Source organism: Neorhizobium galegae, from assembly GCF_017877055.1.
Taxonomy (GTDB): Bacteria; Pseudomonadota; Alphaproteobacteria; order Rhizobiales; family Rhizobiaceae; genus Neorhizobium; species Neorhizobium galegae_D.
Genome location: NZ_JAGIPG010000003.1, coordinates 172,515 through 192,258, shown reverse-complemented (window position 1 = coordinate 192,258; position 19,744 = coordinate 172,515). Strand labels below are relative to the sequence as shown.

Below are 19,744 nucleotides of genomic sequence, written 5' to 3'. Positions count from 1 at the left end.
TCCCGGCAGGCGAAATCAGAGGCATGTCACGGTTACCACAGATGCCCTTACGCCCGCTCCTCCCACAGTTTCGCAAGCTCCACCACCGTCTTTACCGCCAGTTCCATGTCCTGGCTGCTGACGAATTCCAGCGGAGAATGGAAGGCGTGGCCGCCGGCGAAGAGGTTGGCGCAGGGCAGGCCCATGAAGGATAGGCGCGAACCATCCGTACCGCCGCGGATGCTGCCGCGCACCGGGGTCATGCCGGCCCGGCTGATCGCCTCGACCGCGTAGTCGACAATGCCCGGATGCTGGTCGAGCACCACTTTCATGTTGCGGTACTGTTCCTTGACAGTGAAGGTGTAGGACGAGCCGGGATAGTCGGCGATCACTTGCCTGGTGATGTCTTCGAGCAGGGTCTCCTTGGTCTTCAGTCCACTTTCCGTGAAATCGCGGATGATGAAGGAGAGGTTCGCCTTTTCCATCACGCCGGACATGCCGGTCGGGTGGATGAAACCATCGCGGCCTCTGGTGGTTTCCGGCGTCATGTCCTTCGGTAGCCTGGCGATGATGCCGCCGGCGATCTTGATGGCGTTCTCCATCTTGCCGAAGGCAAAGCCCGGATGCATGGCGACGCCCTTGATGGCGATCTCCACCGCGTCGGCCGAAAACGTCTCGTCCTCGATCGTGCCGGCCGTCTCGCCGTCCAGCGTATAGCCGAAATCGGCACCGAGCTTCTTCAGGTCCACCTTGTCGACGCCGCGGCCGATCTCCTCGTCGGTGGTGAACAGGATGCGGATCGCACCGTGCTTGACGTCCGGGTTGTTGATGAAGAATTCGGCGGCCGCCATGATCTCGGCAATGCCCGCCTTGTCGTCGGCGCCTAAAAGCGTTGTGCCGTCCGAGGTGACGATATCATTGCCGATCTGGTCCTTCAGCACCGGATGTTCGGATACCCGGATCACCTGGTTCGGATCGCCGACGAGCTGGATATCGCCGCCCTGGTAGTTTCTGACGATCTGCGGCCTGACGTTGGTGCCGGAGAAATCCGGCGCGGTGTCCATATGAGCGCAGAAGCAGATGACGGGCACATTGTTCTTCGAAGTCGTCGCCGGAATCGTTCCGTAGATATAGCCGTGCTCGTCGAGATGCGCATCGGTAATGCCGATCGCCAGCATTTCCTCGACCAGCAGCCGGCCGAGATCCTTCTGTTTCATCGTGGAGGGCTGGGAAGGTGATTTGGCGTCGGACTGGGTGTCGATGACGACGTAACGGAGGAAACGATCGGTAACGCTATCGGCCATGGGGGAAAATCCAAAATTGCGAACGGAAAAATGGAGTTGTAGCGGGTGGACGTGGGCCCGTGAAGGCGGGAAATGAAGGTGGGCGGTTGGATATCATCACGCGCCCAGCCAGGATGCCCCTCTTGCCCGGCGGGGTAGAGGGGCGCGCTGCGGCACACTCTTCGGCAATTGAATTTGCGGCACCACCCCCCTCTGTCACCTTCGGTGACATCTCCCCCACAAGGGGGGAGATCAGCGGGCGCTGTCGCGCCGCCCAAGGGACGGGAGAGCCGGTGAAAGCCCGCAACCTCTATCGCTGCGCTCCGATATCCGATGCCCCTACCGAAGGCGCAGCGTTGCCCCAGCTGTTGCGGACATAGGTGAGCACCGCCGCTACCTGCTCATCCGAGAGCTTCCAACCGAGCGAGGGCATGGAGGGGGTGGTCTTCGCCTGCGGCGTATGCACCGCCTGGCTGCCCTGCAGCACCAGGCGTGTCAGCGTCTCCGAACTCGGCTGTTGCACGATCGAGCTGCCGGCAAGGGCCGGGAAGAGCTGGCTCGCCCCTTTGCCGTCGCCGCCATGGCAGGCGGAACAGGTGTCGTGATAGATCGCCGCCCCTACCTTCATGCGCGCATCGCTCGCGGGGATCGGCTGCGGTTTTTGTGCCGGTCCGCCTTCGGTGCTCTTGAGATAGGTGGCGATCGCCTTGACGTCCTCGTCGGCCATGAGGGAGGTCGAGGCCTGGATCGCCTCCGCCATCGGCCCCGAGGCGATCGTATGCCCGTTGGTGCCGGTCTTCAGGTACTGGACGATCTCGTCCTCGCTCCAGCTGCCGATCCCGATATAGGAGTTGCCGGTGATGTTGGGCGCATACCATCCCTGCAGCGAACCACCCTGCAGTGCTTCGCTGGTCTCATCGGCGCCGAGCACGGTTTTCGGCGAATGGCAGGTGCCGCAATGACCCGGCCCCTGGACGATATAGGCGCCGCGGTTCCATTCTGCCGATTTCGACGGATCGGGCCGGAATTCGCCGGGCGCAAAATTCAGCATGTTCCAGCCCATCATCGACAGGCGGATGTTGAACGGGAACGGCAGTTGGTTGGATTCGACCGGGTTGAAGACCGGATCGACGGTCCTGAGATAAGACCAGAGATTGCCGATGTCCCTGTCGGTCATCCTGGTATAGGCCGGATAGGGCATGGCGGGGTATAGCCGCTTGCCGTCATGGCCGATACCGGTCTTCAGGGCGCTGCGGAAATCCGCCTCCGTCCAGTTGCCGATACCGGACGCCTTGTCGGGCGTGATGTTCGGCGGGATGATCTGGCCGAAGGGGGTTTCGAGCGGCAGCCCGCCGGAGAGCGGTTTTGCCCCCGGCGCGGTGTGACAGGCGGCGCAATCACCGAGGATAGCCTGGTAACGGCCGCGGATGATCTCGTCCGCCTGGTCGGGAGCCTGGGCAAGCGCGAGACCTGCCGAAAACGTCGTAGCCGCAAGGGTGAGGGAGAAAAGGATCTTGCTCATGCCGACACCAGCGGTTGGCCCGGGTTGCGGAGATATTGCTGGCGGATGGCGTCCGCCGCATGGAACGCGAGCGCCCCCACCGTGCCGGTCGGGTTCTTGCCGGCATTGTGCGCGAAGGCGGAGGCACCGATGACGAAGACGTTGGCGACATCCCAGCTCTGCAGGTATTTGTTGACGGCGCTGGTCTTCGGGTCGGTGCCCATGATCGCCCCGCCGGTATTGTGGGTGCTTTGGTAGGGCACCGAATCCCAGCCCTTCTTACGGCGGGTATTGGTGTATTGCCGGCCGCCAAAGGCCTTGGCGATGTCCTCCATCCGGTCGGAAACCCAGTTCGACATGCGGATGTCGTTATCCGGGAAATCGAAGGTGAAGCGCAGCAGCGGCCGCCCGAACCGGTCCGTATAGGTCGGATCGAGGTCCAGATAGTTGCCGCGGGTCGGATAGCTCGAGCCTTGCGAGGAAAAGCCGAGCGTCGACTTGTAGGACTTGACGGTCGCCTTCTTCCAGTCGCTGCCCCAGCGCGGCGTGCCGGGCGGGGTCGGGCGGGTCTGGATCGGCCGGCCGTTGGAGGGGATGCAGTTGATGCCGGCACCGCCAACGAAATCGAGCGGCCCGTGGTCGAAGGCATCGCCGTTAAAATCGTCCACCGTCTGGCCGAGCGCGCCGGCGGCGACGAACGGATTGAAGTTCTTGTCGTCGAAGAACACCTGCGCACCGGCATTGGTCTGGTAGCAGTAATTGCGGCCGACAGTCCCTTCACCGGTATTCGGATCGTAGATCTGGCCGATGCCCGATAGCATCATCAGCCGGACATTGTGGAGGCCATAAGCGCAGAGCAGCACCATGTCGGCCGGCTGGAAGAATTCTTCGCCCGACGTATTCACATAGGTGACGCCGCGGGCATGTTTCTTCGAGACGTCGAGGTCGACATGCAGGACTTCCGACTCCGTGCGGACCTCGAAATTCTTCTTTTTCATCAGCACCGGCAGGATGGTCGTCTGGGCCGAGGATTTCGAATAGTTGGCGCAGCCGAACCGTTCGCAGAAACCGCACATGGTGCACTGGCCCATGGCGATGCCGAGCGGGTTGATATAGTCCTTGGAAAGGTTGGCAGCCGGCGTTGGGAACGGGTGCAGGTTCAGCGACTTCGTCACCTCGGCAAACAGCGTCGGCGCATAGGTCATCTGCAATGGCGGCAGCGGATAGTCGCGCGAGCGCGGATCCTCGAACGGATTACCGCCCTCCTGAATCTGGCCGTTGATATTGCCCGCCTTGCCGGAAATGCCGGCGAGATATTCGAAACGGTCGAAGGATTTTTCCATCTCGGCGCCCGTCACGCCCCAGTTCTGCAATTGCAGCTCCTGGATCCGTGCTGCGCCGTAACGATCCCTCAGGTGGTCGGCGATCTGGAAGTCGCTGTCCCAGAACCGCCAGGTATGGCCGTTCCAGTGAACGCCGGCGCCGCCCACCCCGTTGCCGGGCAGGAAGGAGCCGTAGTCGCGCATCGGCAACGCCGTCTGCGAGGTGTTGTTGCGCATCGTCATCGCTTCGACGGCCGGCTGCAGGAAGAGATCGCGGCGGATGCCGTAACGGAGCTCGTCTTGGGCATAACCGATGTTGAAATCGGTCGCCGTATCACGCCACGGACCGCGTTCGATCGCAACGACATCGAGCCCGTCCTCGGTCAATTCGTGGGCCAGGATCGCGCCTGTCCAGCCAAGGCCGACGATCACGACGTCCTTGCGGGGTAGAATAGTGGTCATATTTTTCAGTCCCTACCTGGTCATCCATTCCATCGAGCCTGCGATCGAGACCGGAGGCAGGGGATAGGGTTGGTTGTGTTTGGAAACGTGGTCGCGGTAGTCGTATCGCGCGCCGGGAAAACCCAGCATCTTCCACGAGGCCATGTCCTTGTTGCCGCCATAGATCGGGTCGGCGAAAAAGCCTTCCATCACGTTGGCGAGCATCAGGTTGAAAAAGGACTTGGCATCCACCTTGTTCGGCAGGGTGATCTTGCCGGCTTCGAGATCCGTGAGGACCGCGTCCTGATCGGCGGGCGCAAGCTCGGCGAAGCGCTTGCCACCCTTGGTTTCGCGGGTGAACGCGTTCAGCGCGGCAATCCCGGATCGGTAGCGCTGAGCCGGCGTGTCAGGCGCCTGATAGCCTTGCGTCGCAAGGCCGGGCATGAACGGGCCTTTGGTATAGAGCCGGCTCGACGTGCCGTAGGATCCCACCAGCTGCCGGTCGAGATAGAGAACGCAGCCGGCATCCTTGCCACCGAGCGAAAGCTCGTCGGCCGGCACCAGCCGGTCGGCGACCGCTTCCATGGTCTGCGCCTCTTCCGGCGTGAAGAACAGCCAGCCTCCCGGCTTCACCTGCACCGGCGGATCGGCGGAACGTGCCTCCCAGGGCAGGCTGCCGGAAATGCTGCGCGCCATCACGGGAGCCGCGCTGCCGGCCAAAATGGTAAAAGCGACGGAAGAAAGGAATTGGCGCCGCGTGGGGCGCTTAAGACAGTGGGTTTCCATAGGAAGACCTCCCCGGAGAGAAAAGGTCGGTGACGCGCCAGAACGACGTGCGCCGATGAGATCGAACCGAACGGTTCAACGATTCACCTAGAGCGCACCCAATCTGCGGCAACCCTTCTGGAACATTAAATCGTCACGGCTGCCGCGCGTCAGGAATCGCCTGATCCGAGCGAGCCGCGATGCCCGAGGCGGGCGGAGATGGCGCGTGCCGCGACCAGCAGCGGTTCGGCAAAACCGTTGAGATTTTTCAGCGACAGGCGCTGGACAGGACCGGCGACTGCAACGGCGCCGACCACTTCCGACTGGGCGTCGTGGATGGGTGCCGCAATGGCGCGCATGCCAAGTTCATTCTCCTCGTCTTCCACCGCGTAGCCAAGTCGACGGATATTGCCGAGCAGTTTCTGCAACTTGTCGGGATCAGTGATGGTTTTCGGGGTTCGCGGCAGCAAGAGGGCCCTAGTGAGCGCAGCAATGCGGCTTTCCGGCTGGAAGGCGAGCATCGCCCGGCCGGCTGCCGTCGAATGATAGGGCGCGCGCATGCCGATCTCAGCGCTGATGCGCACCGCCTGCCGGGACGGCTGGACGCGGATATACATGATCTCCGGCCCGGCCGGCACAGCAAGCAGCACCGTCTCGTCCGTCTCCTGCCTCAGGTCGATCAAAAGCGTGCGCGCTTCGGTCGAAAGGTCCATTCGATTGCGCACCAGCGAGCCGAGACCGAAAAGCCCGAGCCCCAGCCGATACCGGCCGGTGTCATGATTCTGCTCGAGGAAATCCTCCGCCATCAGCGTCACTACCAGGCGATGGACGGTGCTTTTGGCAATGCCGAGACGGCGGGCGAGTTCGGTGATCCCGATCTCCGCATCGTCGCCTTCGAAGGCTTTGAGGATGCGGATCGCCATCGAAACCGAGGAGAGCCTACTCTTCTGCCTGTCCTCTTCGATGCCAGTGGCCTTCATTTCGGTTGTCGCTCCCATGACAGCTCGCGGCACACATCCGGATCACACAACGCCATCGACAAGGCGACTGCAAAAGCGCCGTTGACAGCTCAATGTCCAAGGGATTACTCTATTTGGACCGATGTTCCGTATAGAAGAACACACGACGACGACGGAAGCAAGCGGAAACACCACCGGTGACCGCGCGGCTTGGTGGCCCGCCAGGAACCGGCCTTACGAAACAAAGACTTGAACCGAAAGCTACCAAATTGGACACCCGCAAGACCGTGCCGCTGATCGTCGCATCGGCCCTCATCATGCAGCAGATCGATTCGACGGCGATCGCCACGGCGCTGCCGACGATTGCCGACGCACTTGGCGAACCGCCGCTTGCGCTGCATTCGACGATCACCGTCTACATGCTGTCGCTCGGTGTATTTCTGCCCCTGAGCGGCTGGCTCGCGGATCGTTTCGGCGCCCGTCTGGTGTTCTGCTCGGCGATCGCGCTGTTCACCTTCGCCTCGCTGCTCTGCGCCGCCGCGACCAGCCTCACCATGCTGATATCGGCCCGCGCCCTCCAGGGCTTCGGCGGTGCACTGATGCTGCCGACGGCAAGGCTGATCCTGGTGCGCTCGGTACCTCGAGAGGAACTGGTTTCCGCCATGGTGCTGATGAGCATGCCGGCCGTCGTCGGACCGGCGATCGGGCCGCTGCTCGGCGGGTTCATCACCGGCATCAGCTCGTGGCACTGGATCTTCTGGATCAACCTCCCGATCGGCATTGTGGCGATCATCCTGACGCTTGCGCTCATCGAGAAAATCCCGCCGACAGAACGCACGTCCTTCGATTTTCCGGGCTTCATCCTCACCGGCGCCGGCATCGGCGCGGTCATCTTCGGCTTCGATTCCTTCGCCCGCGGCATGAATTCCAGCGCGTTGGTCCTGGCTGTGGTCGGCTTCTCCCTGCTCGGCCTCTACATCCGCCATGCGCGCAAAACGCCGGATGCCATTCTCGACCTCAAACTTTTTCGGTATCCCACATTCCGATCGAGCGTCACAGGCGGCTCGCTGTTTAGGATCAGCATGGGCGCCCTACCTTTCATGCTGCCGCTGCTGATGCAGGAGATTTTCCACTACACGCCGCTGCAATCCGGGGCTATTACCTTCGTCTCGACGATCGGCGCCTTCGGCATGCGAACCATGACGAGGCGCATCCTGCGTCGTTTCGGCTTCCGCAGCGTGCTCTTCTGGAACGCATTGATCGCCAGCACCTCGATGGCGCTGCTCGCCACTTTCACGCCCGGCACGGCACCGACCGTTATGGTGGTCATCATTCTGCTCGGCGGCTTCTTCCGGGCCTTGCAGTTCACGTCGCTGAACACGCTGACATTTGCGGAAACCGAAGACCCGGAGATGAGTCACGCGACGTCGCTGTCGCAGATGGCGCAGCGCATCGCCCAGAGTACCGGGGTGGCGATGTCGGCGATGCTCTTGCACTATTTTTCTGGCGGCTCCGAAACGCTGACCAACTTCGCCTTCGCGATGTCTTTCATCATGATCGCGATCATTTCCGGATCTTCGTGCTTCTCCTTCTTGCGCCTGTCCGAGACCGCCGGCGACGTGCTCGCGGGCCGCATGAAGGACGCAAAGGAGACGATCGCGGCCGAACGGGCCGACGCGGCGGAGTAACGAGGCGGGCCGTTGTAACAGGGTTAAAGCTCGCCGACATTGGCCGGCGAGCCCTCCGTGGCTGAGACCCGTGTGTGATCGGTTGCAGCCAACGTGAGCAGGCGCGCGTGGGCAGCCCGTCCATGTTTCATGGTCACGGACGCGCCTGTGGGCGGTTCACGGTTACGAAAGTGTTTCGCTCCTCGGTCAGTCCAGTCCCAAGGGACTATTGGATCAGCGAGGCGACGTTGCGTGTCGTTGGAGCTTTGGTGGGCTTTGCGTCGACCGGGACGATGTCAACGACCTCCGAAAGCAGGAACTGCTTTGGAGACCCACAGATGGTGGCGTAGACGATCCGGTCTAATATTTTCAGGCTTTCGGACACGAAGGTCCGTTGGTCGCCATTGTCGAGCACCGATACAACGTACATGTTGATCCCATAGAGGTTAGGCGCGCAGGTCATTCGCGCCCCAACATTTCTAGCCACCCATGGTTAATGGGACGTTAATTCCATCATGGACGGCAAAGTATCGCGGATTGAGGGCGTACGACGCTCACCGATTACCCCACGCCCTTGCAGCCTCCCTTCGTCGCCCTCTGCGAAATCTGCGCCAGGCACATCGCCACCCCTTGAAACAAATTAGTTCGTGCACTAACTAATAATCGCAAAGCTTAGCACGCTAACTTTAAGCTCACGATGAGACCTGATCCGATCACATCCGAATTCTTCGAAGCGCTGACCAAGGTCAGCCGTAAGATTCGCACGGCCTTCAATCAGCAGGTGACGGCGCATGGGTTGACCTATCCGCGCGCCCGCGCCCTGTTCCGCCTCGCCAAGAAGCAGAACATGACGCAGAGCGAGCTTGCCTGCGAGCTGGAGCTCGAACAGGCGACCATGGTGCGTCTGCTGGACCGGATGGAGGAGAACGGCCTGATCGAACGCCGGTCGGACCCCAACGACCGCCGCGTCAAGCTTCTGTTCCTGACCGCCCACGGCGAGGAACAGGCCGGCCTCGTCCGCTCGATCGCCGACCGCATGCGCGAGCAGATCTTCCAGGATATCGATCCCGGTCAGGTGCATGTCGCCATGGCGCTGTTCGAGCGCATCACCGCCAATATCGGCGAGCTGGAGGACGTCGATGTCCTCGCGTGACGCGGTAGCAAGGCAGGAGGACGCAACGATCATTCGGCCGGATTTCCGCAAAAACGCGGAGCCGGCCGAAACCGTTGAGGCCGTCAAGGCGCCGCCCGAACCCTCATCTCCCTCCGCGCCTGCCCCCTCCACGCCTGCTCCGGCCGCGCCGCCGGTCTTCATCCCCAAGTCACGTATGATGATCGCCGCCTATATGCTGGCCGGCACGCTGATCGCCCTGACGCAAGGGCTCGGCATGAGCTTCATCTCCACCAACCAGCAGCAGATCGCAGGCCCGATGGACCTCACCCAGACGGAAGCCACCTGGCTGATGGCGGCCTATCTCTTCCCGAATGCCAGCCTGACGCTGCTGCTCTTCAAGGTGCGGGCCCAATATGGCCTGCGCAACTTCGCCGAGGTAGCGATCGTCGTCTATGTGCTGGTGTGCCTGGCGCATTTCTGGGTCGACAGCTACGAGAGCGCGCTGGCGCTGCGCTTCTTCGCGGGCGTTGCCGCCGCGCCGATGACATCGCTCGGCTTCCTCTACATTCTCGAGCCGGTCTCCCCGGCAAAGAAGATGAGCGTCGGCCTCTGCGCCTCGCTGACGGCGCTTGCCCTTCCCACGCCGGTGACCGGCATCATCTCGCCTTATCTCCTGGATATCGGCGGTTATCACGCGTTCTATCTCGTCGAGATGGGGCTGGCCATGGTCTCGCTCGGCCTCGTCTACGTGCTGCCGCTCGCCTCCCCGCCGCGTGCGAAAGTGATCAGCAGCCTCGATGTCGTCAGCTACATCTTCCTCGCCATCGGGCTCGGCTGTTTTGCCGTGGTGCTCACGGTCGGCAAGCTTTACTGGTGGACGGCGGTCGACTGGCTCGCCTGGATGATCATTGCCGGCATCGCCGCCTCGGCGATCTTTGCGGCGATCGAACTCAACCGTAAGAACCACCTGGTCGACATCCGTTGGCTGACCTCCCGGGAAATCCTGCATTTCACAGGTGCGCTGATGGTCTCCCGCCTCGTGCTGTCCGAACAGACCAGCGGCGCCGTCAATTTCCTGCGCAATGCCGGCATGCTCAACGAGCAGATGGCCGGGCTCTACTGGGTCATCCTCGCCGGGGCCGTGATTTCCGGGGTCGTCTGCGCCATGATCATGAAGCCTGGCCGCGAGCCGCTGATCCACGCGGTCTCGCTGCTGCTTGTCGCGGCGGGCAGCTATATGGACAGCCAGTCGACCATCCTCACCCGCCCGGAACAGATGTATCTCAGCCAGTTCCTGGTCAGCTTCGCGGGCGGTCTTTTCCTGCCGCCGGCGCTGACGATCGGCCTGGGAGCGGCGATGAAGCGCGGCCCGAGCTACATCTTGTCCTTCATCGTCGTTTTTCTCGCCACCCAGAAGATCGGCGGCTATCTCGGCAGCGCGCTCTACGGCACTTTCGTACAATGGCGCGAGCAGTTCCACTCCTTCCGCCTGGTCTCGCAGCTTGCCTCCACCGATCCGCTGGTCGCAACCCGCCTGAAACAGCTCGGCGGCGCCTATGGCAAGGTGCTGACCGACCCGAACCAGCAGGTGGTCCAAGGTGCCGCCCTGTTCACCAAGCAAGTGCAACAACAGGCCTATGCGCTCGCTTACAACGACTCCTTCCTGCTCACCGCCTGGGCCTCGCTCGCAGCGCTTGGCCTCCTTCTCCTCCACGTGGCCTGGCGCAACCGTCACCGGCTTTCGCCAACCCGCAATCCGATGCCTGCCGCCGCTTGATGCCCAGAGCAGATCCCCGGAACGAAAAACAAGAAACGAAACTGCCATGTCCAAGATCTTCCGCTTCATCGCCACCTATGTGGCTCTCGCCATCGGCGCCGCGGGCATCGTCGTCGTGCTCTATGCCTGGAACCTGCCGCCCTTCCACGGCTCGGTCGAGACCACCAACGACGCCTATGTGCGCGGCCAGGTGACGATCCTCAGCCCCCAGCTTGCCGGTTACCTTACCGAAGTGCCGGTCCAGGACTACCAGCGGGTTAACCAAGGCGACCTGATCGCCAGGATCGACGACCGCATCTACGCCCAGAAGCTCGAACAGGCGAAAGCGGCACTGGCGACGGCAGAAGCGTCGCTCTCCAATTCCGAACAGAGCCGCAAGTCGGCCGAAGCCAAGATCCAGTCCGCCGAGGCCGCCGTCGAAAGCGCCAACGCTGCCTTCGATGCCGCAAGGACCGCCTACGACCGCACCCAGAGCCTCCTCGAAAAGAACATCGCCACCCAGAGCGACGCGGAAAAGACCCGCGCCGCCTTCAACCAGGCCCAGGCCGCGGTGCACCAGGCGGAGGCCGCCGAACTGGTCGCCGAACAGGATCTCAATACGATCATCGTCAGCCGCAAGTCACTCGAAGCCAATGTCGAAAGCGCCAAGGCGGCGGTAAAACTCGCCGAGATCGACCTTGCCAATACCCGCATCACAGCCCCGCAGGACGGCACGCTCGGCGAGGTCGCCGGCCGCATCGGCCAATATGTCTCGGTCGGCACCCAGATCGGCTCGATCGTGCCTACGCATGTCTGGGTGGTCGCCAATTTCAAGGAAACCCAACTCGGCGGCATGGCCGCGGGCCAGAAAGTGACCTTTACGGTCGATGCCCTCGGCCATGAGAGATTCACTGGCCGGATCGAGCGTTTCGCCCCGGCCACGGGTTCGGAGTTCTCGGTCATCAAGGCCGACAACGCCACGGGCAACTTCACCAAGGTTGCCCAGCGCATCCCGGTCCGGATCGCCATCGAGCCGCAACAGCCGCTCACCGACAGGCTCGTCCCTGGCATGTCGGTGGTCGCACGCGTAGACCTCGCGCAAGGCGGCGCGGCCCCAGTGGAGGCAGCGGAAATTCGCTGATCGCCGTCCGCCGCGATCCGCGAATCCCGCCCTTCGGCGATCCGACGGAGAACGCCCCGCGCCTGTTCAGTATTTTGGCGCGGGGCGTTTTGTTTTTCAGTCCCGGCCATATCTTGATGGCCGGGGCGCATGAAACGGGTGGACGCCACCCGCTTTTCGGCCTGTAGTGCTCCGGTCCTCGTGAATACCGGAACTTCAATATGCTGCTGTTATTGGCACTGCACGCAATCTCCGCCCGGTGTTGCGACGGTCCGCATCCCAAGTTGATCGAAGCACTGCAGCGCGAGGGGAGCCTGCTTTGCAGCTGCCCGCATCGGAAATGACCAGGGTGCTTCTCCCCATTCCCGGCGACGCCTCCCGATGTCGTATCCATACTGCCTGCAAATGGCCGTGGAGCGTCATTCCCCATTTGACGCGCCGCACCAATTGGCTAACATTGCCGGAAACTCTAGGTATCTCCATGAGCGTCCGTCCTCCCCAGTCTCTCTATCAGCCAGGCTTCACCAATACCGGCTTCAACGTGCTGGAATACGAGTTGCAGTCCGAGCGAGCGGCAGCGCTCGGCCGAGCGGGGCTCAAGGTGGAAGAGGCACTCGCCGCGTTGAATGCGTGGAACCCGGAACGAGACGGCGACGCACGGCGCAAGAGCCTTTGCGACGATGCCGCGGATGCCGTCTGGGGGCTGTTCATCCAGCGCGAGATCTGCGGGCTTCGAAACAATCGCGAAATCGTCAAGCGTTATGCGATCCCGGGCGAGGTCCTTTCAAGGGTCGGGGCGGTCCGCAGGTGAAACCCGGCCGCAAGTGAGATTTGAAAATGCCCGCAGGCCTCTATCGAAGCACTGCGGCTGGAAGATGGATTTAAGCAATGACCAGACCCGTGATCGGCGTGATCGGGAATACCTATAATGTCGAAAACCGCTTTTCCGCCCAGCTCGTCGGCGAGCAGAACCTGAGGGCAATCGCCGAAGTCACCGGCGCCCTGCCGCTGATGTTCGCCGGTAATCCGAACATCACCGACATCCCGACGTTGCTCGATACCGTCGACGGCATCCTGTTGACCGGCGCCCGGGCCAATGTCCATCCGAGCCATTTCAACACCGAGCCGCATGCCCGCCACGAGCCCTATGACCAGAACCGCGATGCCGTGGCCCTACCGCTGATCAATGCCTGCGTGGCCGCCGGCATACCGGTATTCGGCATCTGTCGCGGCTTTCAGGAGATGAACGTGGCGGCCGGCGGCTCGCTGCACCCGGAGATCCGTGAACTGCCCGGACGCATGAACCACCGCATGCCGCGGCTCGAAAACGGCGAGATCCATCCGGACATGACCGTCGTCTTCGCCGATCGCCATGACGTCCAGCTCATCCCGGACGGCGTGTTCGCCCGCCTGCTCGGCCGCGAGACGATCCGGGTCAATTCACTCCATGGCCAGGGAGTAGACGAACTGGGAAACCGCATCGTCGTCGAGGGAGTGGCGGAAGACGGCACGATCGAGGCGATCCGGTTCAAGGAAGCGCAAGGGTTTGCCCTTGGCGTGCAATGGCACGCCGAATATGATCCGCAGATCAACCCCATCAACCGTGCCCTCTTCGAGGCTTTTGGCGAGGCCGTCAGGGCACGCAGGACCGGCTCTTAGACGGAAAATCGCTACCTCGCATTACCGTCGTCGAAGAGCTGCGCCAGCCACCCGCAGTAGCGCAGCTGCTTGTTCCGAAGCTCGGTGTTGCTCATCACTTTGATCTTCAGTGCCACGACAGTGGACAAGGCCGCCGCCGATCCGCCACGGCCAAACACGCAGCACAATTGCATCCCGCCCGCATCGACGCGGTGTCTCAACCGGGCCGCATAGCCCGTTCTGCCGTCTTGGCAATTGGGAAGGCCAGGGATAGCCTGCACCCCGGAAGCTTTGGGAGGGCGTCATGACATCGAGTTTCAATGTCCGCAGCGCGGGCGGTTATGAGCAGCTGATGGGACGCTGGAGCCAGAAGCTGGCACCACTGCTCATCGATTTCGCCGGTCTTAAAGATGGAGAAAAGGTGCTCGACGTCGGCTGCGGCACCGGAAGCCTGACATTTGCGCTGCCGAAAGCAGCCAATCTCTCCGAGATCGCCGCGATCGACTATTCGCCCGTTTTCGTTGAAGAAGCGAAGCGCCGCAACACGGACCCGAGGATCACGATCAGCCAGGCGGATGCCTGCGCACTACCGTTCGAAGACGGATATTTCGACCGGGCGATGGCGCTTCTGGTCCTGCATTTCGTACCGGAAGCAGACAAGGCCGTGGCCGAAATGCGGCGCGTCGTCCGTCCCGGCGGCGTGGTCGCCGCCACCGTCTGGGATCATCTCGGCGGCATGCCCGCGATGCGGATGATGTGGGACACCGTGTCGATGCTGGACGACAATGCCCGCCAGATGCGAAGCCACCATTTCTTCCAGCCGATGATGCGGCCGGGCGAGATGAAGCAAAGCTTTATCCGGCAGGGTCTTGTCGATGTGGCGGAGGTCTCCCTGATGATCCGAATGGATTTCGAGTCCTTCGACGACTACTGGGGACCGATCGCCGCCGGCGAAGGACCGCTCGGCAAATATGTCGCGTCGCTCGAACCGGTCTTGCGCTCGAAAACCGATGCCGCCGTGAGGGAAGCCTATGAGGCAGGCAAGCCCGACGGCCCACGCTCGTTCGTCTCCGTCGCCTGGGCCTGCCGGGGTGTCGTGCCCGCCGCCTGATCGCCTCGAGGCACGAACACAGCCCTCCCGGCGTTTCCACCGGAAGGGCGCTTCTTCATCAGCCCGATGCGGCGGCTCAGTGCGCCGAATGGCTCTGTCCGCCCTTCTTTTTCGCATCATGGGTGTGGTGGCTGTCGCGTTCGCCGCCGCCGCCGGAGACGCGGCTCCTGGAGCGCTGGTCGTCGTCGGCCGGCGGCTTCTTTACCTCGAGCGGTACACCCTTTTTCGCATTGGGGGCATTTTCATGGGATGCGCCCGGCCCGCCCTGGCGGATGCTCGCAGGCGTCTTGGTCGATGTCGACATGGGAACTCCCTATCGGTCCTGCTGATGACCCTGATGGGTCGTGTTGACCTTGGTATTGCCCTGCTGGCCCTGTTTTCCGGGATCGTTCGCCGGCTGAAGTCTGCCACGCTTGATATCGGACGCATGGGTCTGTTCGCCGGAGCCTTTGTGGCTCAGGTTTTCCGAGGGCGTCGGGGGAAGTCTGCTGCTCATGAAGGGCCTCCTTTCTTCAGGTTTGCCACTGGTCTAACCAACGGAGAGTCCCGATGTTCCATCGGAAGAGTTGCCACCTTGGGTCAGGAACCCCGCGCCGCGCTCTCGCGTTCGAACAGGTTGAGAGGCAGGGAGGGCTTTCGATGAACAACTTTCAGGATCAGCTTGCAGCCGTTATGCAGCAGGCCACGCTGCCGATAGAACGCAAGTGGTGGCATACCGCCACCGTCTATCAGGTCTATCCGCGCAGTTTTTGCGACCTGAATGGCGACGGCATCGGCGACATACCAGGCATCACCTCCAAGCTCGACTATCTGAAATCGCTTGGCATCGACGTGATCTGGCTCTCGCCGATCTACAAGTCGCCGATGGACGATAACGGCTACGACATTTCCGATTATCAGGACATCGCCCCGGAATTCGGCACGCTTGCCGATTTCGACATGCTGGTGGAGGAGGCGAGAAAGCGCGACATAGGTCTCGTGCTCGACCTCGTCGTCAACCACACGTCGGACGAACATCCGTGGTTCGTCGAGAGCCGCAGGGGGCCGGGCAATCCGTTCCGCGACTTCTATATCTGGCGCAAACCGGCAAAAGATGGCGGGCCGCCCAACGGCCTCAAGTCCTCCTTCGGCGGTCCGGCCTGGACGCTCGATAACCTAAGTGGCGAATATTACCTGCACCTGTTTTCGACCCGCCAGCCGGATCTCAACTGGGAAAACCAGAAAGTCCGCACCGAGATCTACAAGATGATGAACTGGTGGCTGGAGCGCGGGATCGCCGGTTTCCGCATGGACGTCATCGATTATATCGGCAAGCAGGTGGACCAGGCGATCATCCATGACGGCCCGCACCTGCACGACTACCTGCAGGAAATGAACCGCGAAACCTTCCGCAACCGCGATATCCTCACCGTCGGCGAGACCTGGAGCGCGACGCCCGGCTCAGCGCTTCTCTACTCCGGCCGCAACCGCCACGAACTGTCGATGATCTTTCAGTTCGAGCACGTCACCCAGCAATGGGACGAAGTCTATGGCAAATGGCGATCGAAACCCTTCGATCTGGTGAAGCTGAAATCGGTGCTCGGCAAATGGCAATATGCACTTTCCGACGACGGCTGGAATTCGCTGTTCTGGGGCAATCACGACCTGCCGCGCGCCGTCTCCAAATATGGAGACGCGACCGGTTATCCGGTGGAATCGGCCAAGATGCTGGCGACCGTGCTGCACCTGATGAAGGGCACGCCCTTCATCTACCAGGGCGAGGAGATCGGCATGACCAACGTGCCGTTCACCACGATCGAGCAGTATCGCGACATCGAAACGCTCAACATGCATCGCCTCCATGTCGAGGCCGGCCTGTCGCCGGAGGAATTCATCAAGGGCGCCAACGAGAACGGCCGCGACAATGCCCGCACCCCGATGCAATGGAGCGCCGCCCCTTACGGCGGCTTCTCGACAGGCGTGCCCTGGATCGAGGTGAACCCCAATTACTCGACGATCAACGCAGAACGCGGGATGACCGACGAAAAGTCGATCTGGAACCACTACCGCAAGCTGATCGCACTCCGCAAAGCCCATCAGGTGATCGTCTACGGGCTCTATCAGAGCTGGCTCGACAGCCACCCGAATGTATTCGTCTATTCGCGAACGCTCGACAAGGAACGCTTGGTGGTGGTGGCCAATTTCGCGGCCCGCGACGTGACGATCGAGCTGCCGGGTGAACTGAGGATGTCGGGCGAGTGCTTGATCTCGAACTATGAACTGGTGGATGCGCTGGGCGAATACCTGACGCTGAAGCCCTATGAGGCTTTTGCGGTTCTGGCGCGGGAGCCTTGAAAAGGCGCGTCAGTCATCCGCGGACCAGTCAGAGGGAAAATCCATGCCCCGCGTACCGCCTCGCTGGCGGACTCGTAGTCCCCCGATTCCATCATGGCATCGAGACCCTGTTGCTGTTTGCCGAGCGTCAGGGTGATGGATTTGTTGGTGCGCATGTCAGCCTATCCATTTACGCTGCCTTATCTTGCAACACGACAGTGTCTTGCACAGCCTCCGGCAGGCTGGTGACTAGCTCCTCCTCACCCGCAGCAATCTCAGCGCATTAATCGTCACCAGCACCGTTGCCCCGGTATCCGCGAGGATCGCCGGCCACAATCCCGTGAGGCCGATAATGGTGGTCACCAGGAAGACCGCCTTCAGGCCGAGCGCGATCGAGATGTTCTGGTAGATGTTGCGCATCGTCCGCTTCGACAGCTCGATCATTGCCGCGATATCACCGACCCGGCCATGCAGCGCTGCGGCGTCTGCTGTTTCCAGCGCGACGTCGGTGCCGCCCCCCATCGCGATTCCGACATCGGCCGCGGCGAGCGCCGGGGCGTCGTTGATGCCGTCGCCGACCTTGCCGACGACGTAACCCTCGCGCTTCAGCTCGCCGACGATGCGGCTCTTGTCTTCCGGCATCAGCTCGGCGCGTACTTCGATGCCGAGATCCTTGCCGATCGCGGTTGCGGTGCGGGCATTGTCACCGGTCAGCATGACGGTCCTGATGCCGGCATCGGTCAGCGCCTTGAGGCCGGCCCTGGCGTCGGGACGCGGCTCATCGCGCATGGCGATGGCGCCGGCCAGAACCTCGCCGACGATCAGCACCGAGACGGTCTTGCCCTCGTCGTTGAGGCCGGTGATCCGCCGGGAATGGGCCATCGGCAGCGACACCCGCTCGGCTGCGGCCTTGGGCGAACCGAGAAAAACCTCCTGGCCTTCGACGACTGCCGTGACGCCCTTGCCGCCAAGCGCCCTGGCATCGATCGCGGCAGGAACCTCCACCTCGTCATCGGCAGCCTGGGCAAGGATCGCGACGGCCAGCGGATGGCTGGAGCCGGTTTCGAGCGCTGCGGAAAAGCGCAGCACGTCCTCCGCGTTGCGGCCGAAGGCGATGACGTCTGTCACCTGGGGCTTACCCGCTGTCAGCGTGCCGGTCTTGTCCAGCGCGACGGCGGTGATCTTGCCGAGCGTTTCGAGCACCGCGCCGCCCTTCATCAGCAGGCCGCGGCGGGCGCCTGACGACAGAGAGGCGGCGATCGCCGCCGGCGTCGAGATGACCAGCGCACAGGGGCAGCCGATCAGCAGGATCGCCAGGCCCTTGTAGACCCACTCGCTCCAGGATGCGCCAGCGACAAGCGGCGGCAGGATGGCGACCAGAGCGGCCACCGCAACGACACCCGGCGTGTAATAGCGCGAGAAACGGTCGATGAACCGTTCGGTCGGAGCCTTGCTCTCCTGCGCCTCCTCGACCAGCCGCACCACGCGGGCGATGGTATTGTCTTCGGCCGCCGCCGTCACGCGAACCCGCAGGGCGCCATCGCCGTTGATCGTGCCGGCAAATACCGTGTCGTCGATGCCCTTGGAGACCGGCGTGCTTTCGCCCGTCACCGGCGCTTCGTCGATCGCGCTTTCGCCGGCCACGATCACGCCGTCAGCGGAAATACGATCGCCGGGACGAACGAGGATGATTGCACCGACGCCAAGGCTTTCCGCCGGCACTTCGCGGGCCTGGCCATTCTCTTCGAGAAGCGCGTTCTTCGGCACCAGTGCCGTCAGGCTCCGGATGCTCTGCCGTGCCTTGGCGGCCGCGATCCCTTCCAGCAATTCGCCTATGAGGAACAGGAAGACCACGGCGGCCGCCTCTTCGGACGCATCGATGACGACCGCGCCAACAGCGGCGATGGTCATCAGCATCTCGATCGAGAACGGCGTGCCGGCGAGTGCGGCCATGATGGCGCGGCGCGCGATCGGCACGAGGCCGATCAGCATTGCAGCCGTGAAGATATAGGCGTCATAGGCCGGCACCAGATGACCGATCCCGTAAGCGGCTGTCAACGCAATGCCGGCCAGGATCGTCAGCCGGCCCTTGGGCGATTTCCACCACGGACCTTCCATCGACCCGTGATCGTGGCCATGCAGGCCGTCGATCTCTGTCGGGCTCTGGTGGTGATCGTGATGTGCGTGGTCATGCCCGCCATCGTGATTATGGTGGTGGTCGCGCCGCTGGCCTATCTCCCCCTCAAGGGGGGAGATCGCAGGGAGCATGCCGCGCCGCCTCGCATCCTCTCCAGCCTTCTGCCCCAGCGCCCTCAGCGTATACCCGAGCCCCGTCACCTTCTTCTCGATCGCGACGAAATCACCCGTGCCGTCGTGCTTCACCATCATCGTGCCCGAGGCGACCGAAACGGACACCTCCTCGACGCCCGGCATGCGGCGCACGGCCGTATCGATCTTCGTCGCGCAGCTGGCGCAATCCATGCCGCCGACCTTGTATCGTGCCTGTGTCGTCGCGTTCATCGTCTCATTCCCGTTGGATCGAGCCTCCTCCCTACAACCTCTAGCGACTAGAGCTGCAAGGCCCGATCCAGAAAAAATCACTGGCGAAGCGCATTATCTTTGCTGTAAGCCATGGTGAAGACAGGGGCGTCCGGCAAAGCCGGGCTGAGAAGCACCCTTAGAACCTGAACCAGATCATGCTGGCGGAGGGAGTCGTCCGGGCGTTCACCATTGCGCCCCGCGCCTGCCCCGCCGAACGAGGCAGACATGCACACG

Annotated in this window: 17 protein-coding genes and 1 riboswitch; of the genes, 8 read left to right on the top strand and 9 right to left on the bottom strand. The window is 62.5% G+C overall.

Annotated features, from left to right (window positions below; genetic code table 11):
* Positions 1-47 precede the first annotated feature (47 nt).
* The 5 genes from pepT to J2857_RS20135 form a co-directional block, all read right to left on the bottom strand.
* Positions 48-1,283 (bottom strand): peptidase T, encoded by a 1,236-nt coding sequence (pepT, locus tag J2857_RS20155; RefSeq protein ID WP_210011891.1) that lies wholly within the window; start codon positions 1,281-1,283, stop codon positions 48-50.
* A gap of 289 nt (positions 1,284-1,572) precedes the next feature.
* Positions 1,573-2,784: a c-type cytochrome gene (locus tag J2857_RS20150; protein ID WP_210011890.1), complete on the bottom strand. Its 1,212-nt coding sequence runs from the start codon at positions 2,782-2,784 to the stop codon at positions 1,573-1,575.
* Positions 2,781-4,547, bottom strand: a complete 1,767-nt coding sequence (locus tag J2857_RS20145; protein ID WP_210011889.1) for a GMC family oxidoreductase — start codon at positions 4,545-4,547, stop codon at positions 2,781-2,783. Before J2857_RS20145 ends, J2857_RS20150 begins: the two co-directional genes overlap by 4 nt.
* A gap of 12 nt (positions 4,548-4,559) precedes the next feature.
* Positions 4,560-5,222 carry a gluconate 2-dehydrogenase subunit 3 family protein gene (locus J2857_RS20140; protein ID WP_245363612.1) on the bottom strand — a complete coding sequence of 221 codons (663 nt, stop codon included), beginning with the start codon at positions 5,220-5,222 and terminating at the stop codon, positions 4,560-4,562.
* A 239-nt stretch (positions 5,223-5,461) separates the two neighbouring features.
* On the bottom strand, positions 5,462-6,271 hold the full coding sequence (locus tag J2857_RS20135) for an IclR family transcriptional regulator (protein ID WP_245363611.1): 810 nt from the start codon (positions 6,269-6,271) through the stop codon (positions 5,462-5,464).
* Between the two features lie 248 nt (positions 6,272-6,519).
* Between J2857_RS20135 and J2857_RS20130 the strand changes: the two genes are divergently transcribed.
* Positions 6,520-7,938 (top strand): DHA2 family efflux MFS transporter permease subunit, encoded by a 1,419-nt coding sequence (locus J2857_RS20130; protein WP_210011886.1) that lies wholly within the window; start codon positions 6,520-6,522, stop codon positions 7,936-7,938.
* Positions 7,939-8,143: 205 nt separating this feature from the next.
* Here the strand turns inward: J2857_RS20130 and J2857_RS20125 are convergent, their stop codons facing one another.
* Positions 8,144-8,347, bottom strand: a complete 204-nt coding sequence (locus J2857_RS20125) for a hypothetical protein (RefSeq protein WP_046635934.1) — start codon at positions 8,345-8,347, stop codon at positions 8,144-8,146.
* A gap of 267 nt (positions 8,348-8,614) precedes the next feature.
* On the opposite strand from J2857_RS20125, the gene J2857_RS20120 reads away from it, so the two are divergent.
* The 6 genes from J2857_RS20120 (at position 8,615) to J2857_RS20095 (ending at position 14,656) form a co-directional block, all read left to right on the top strand.
* Positions 8,615-9,070 carry a MarR family winged helix-turn-helix transcriptional regulator gene (locus J2857_RS20120; RefSeq protein WP_210011885.1) on the top strand — a complete coding sequence of 152 codons (456 nt, stop codon included), beginning with the start codon at positions 8,615-8,617 and terminating at the stop codon, positions 9,068-9,070.
* Positions 9,057-10,808 carry an MFS transporter gene (locus tag J2857_RS20115; RefSeq protein WP_210011884.1) on the top strand — a complete coding sequence of 584 codons (1,752 nt, stop codon included), beginning with the start codon at positions 9,057-9,059 and terminating at the stop codon, positions 10,806-10,808. The genes J2857_RS20120 and J2857_RS20115 overlap by 14 nt, the downstream gene beginning before the upstream one ends.
* Positions 10,809-10,854: 46 nt before the next feature.
* Positions 10,855-11,928, top strand: coding sequence for an HlyD family secretion protein (locus J2857_RS20110; RefSeq protein ID WP_210011883.1), 1,074 nt, complete (start codon positions 10,855-10,857; stop codon positions 11,926-11,928).
* Between the two features lie 460 nt (positions 11,929-12,388).
* The gene (locus J2857_RS20105; RefSeq protein WP_210011882.1) at positions 12,389-12,718 is read left to right on the top strand and encodes a DUF6665 family protein; all 330 of its coding nucleotides are present in this window, start codon (positions 12,389-12,391) and stop codon (positions 12,716-12,718) included.
* A gap of 77 nt (positions 12,719-12,795) precedes the next feature.
* Positions 12,796-13,566: a gamma-glutamyl-gamma-aminobutyrate hydrolase family protein gene (locus J2857_RS20100; RefSeq protein WP_210011881.1), complete on the top strand. Its 771-nt coding sequence runs from the start codon at positions 12,796-12,798 to the stop codon at positions 13,564-13,566.
* A 283-nt stretch (positions 13,567-13,849) separates the two neighbouring features.
* Complete coding sequence (locus tag J2857_RS20095; protein WP_210011880.1) at positions 13,850-14,656, top strand: class I SAM-dependent methyltransferase; 807 nt, start codon at positions 13,850-13,852, stop codon at positions 14,654-14,656.
* A gap of 76 nt (positions 14,657-14,732) precedes the next feature.
* Here the strand turns inward: J2857_RS20095 and J2857_RS20090 are convergent, their stop codons facing one another.
* Together J2857_RS20090 and J2857_RS20085 are read right to left on the bottom strand one after the other, a co-directional pair.
* A complete protein-coding gene (locus tag J2857_RS20090; protein ID WP_210011879.1) occupies positions 14,733-14,960 on the bottom strand; it encodes a hypothetical protein in 228 nt (75 codons plus the stop codon).
* A 9-nt stretch (positions 14,961-14,969) separates the two neighbouring features.
* On the bottom strand, positions 14,970-15,152 hold the full coding sequence (locus J2857_RS20085; protein ID WP_210011878.1) for a hypothetical protein: 183 nt from the start codon (positions 15,150-15,152) through the stop codon (positions 14,970-14,972).
* Positions 15,153-15,295: 143 nt separating this feature from the next.
* Here J2857_RS20085 and J2857_RS20080 point away from each other — a divergent pair, with 143 nt between their 5' ends.
* Positions 15,296-16,990 (top strand): glycoside hydrolase family 13 protein, encoded by a 1,695-nt coding sequence (locus J2857_RS20080; RefSeq protein WP_281068632.1) that lies wholly within the window; start codon positions 15,296-15,298, stop codon positions 16,988-16,990.
* Positions 16,991-17,218: 228 nt separating this feature from the next.
* Here J2857_RS20080 and J2857_RS20075 read toward each other — a convergent pair whose 3' ends face one another.
* A complete protein-coding gene (locus J2857_RS20075; RefSeq protein WP_210011877.1) occupies positions 17,219-19,489 on the bottom strand; it encodes a heavy metal translocating P-type ATPase in 2,271 nt (756 codons plus the stop codon).
* Between the two features lie 112 nt (positions 19,490-19,601).
* Positions 19,602-19,697, top strand: a riboswitch (TPP riboswitch).
* Positions 19,698-19,744 lie beyond the last annotated feature (47 nt).

Coding starts and splice junctions, on each gene's coding strand:
- pepT (WP_210011891.1), bottom strand. CDS start 1,283: ATGGCCGATAGCGTTACCGATCGTTTCCTCCGTTACGTCGTCATCGAC.
- J2857_RS20150 (WP_210011890.1), bottom strand. CDS start 2,784: ATGAGCAAGATCCTTTTCTCCCTCACCCTTGCGGCTACGACGTTTTCG.
- J2857_RS20145 (WP_210011889.1), bottom strand. CDS start 4,547: ATGACCACTATTCTACCCCGCAAGGACGTCGTGATCGTCGGCCTTGGC.
- J2857_RS20140 (WP_245363612.1), bottom strand. CDS start 5,222: ATGGCGCGCAGCATTTCCGGCAGCCTGCCCTGGGAGGCACGTTCCGCC.
- J2857_RS20135 (WP_245363611.1), bottom strand. CDS start 6,271: ATGAAGGCCACTGGCATCGAAGAGGACAGGCAGAAGAGTAGGCTCTCC.
- J2857_RS20125 (WP_046635934.1), bottom strand. CDS start 8,347: ATGTACGTTGTATCGGTGCTCGACAATGGCGACCAACGGACCTTCGTG.
- J2857_RS20120 (WP_210011885.1), top strand. CDS start 8,615: ATGAGACCTGATCCGATCACATCCGAATTCTTCGAAGCGCTGACCAAG.
- J2857_RS20115 (WP_210011884.1), top strand. CDS start 9,057: ATGTCCTCGCGTGACGCGGTAGCAAGGCAGGAGGACGCAACGATCATT.
- J2857_RS20110 (WP_210011883.1), top strand. CDS start 10,855: ATGTCCAAGATCTTCCGCTTCATCGCCACCTATGTGGCTCTCGCCATC.
- J2857_RS20105 (WP_210011882.1), top strand. CDS start 12,389: ATGAGCGTCCGTCCTCCCCAGTCTCTCTATCAGCCAGGCTTCACCAAT.
- J2857_RS20100 (WP_210011881.1), top strand. CDS start 12,796: ATGACCAGACCCGTGATCGGCGTGATCGGGAATACCTATAATGTCGAA.
- J2857_RS20095 (WP_210011880.1), top strand. CDS start 13,850: ATGACATCGAGTTTCAATGTCCGCAGCGCGGGCGGTTATGAGCAGCTG.
- J2857_RS20090 (WP_210011879.1), bottom strand. CDS start 14,960: ATGTCGACATCGACCAAGACGCCTGCGAGCATCCGCCAGGGCGGGCCG.
- J2857_RS20085 (WP_210011878.1), bottom strand. CDS start 15,152: ATGAGCAGCAGACTTCCCCCGACGCCCTCGGAAAACCTGAGCCACAAA.
- J2857_RS20080 (WP_281068632.1), top strand. CDS start 15,296: ATGAACAACTTTCAGGATCAGCTTGCAGCCGTTATGCAGCAGGCCACG.
- J2857_RS20075 (WP_210011877.1), bottom strand. CDS start 19,489: ATGAACGCGACGACACAGGCACGATACAAGGTCGGCGGCATGGATTGC.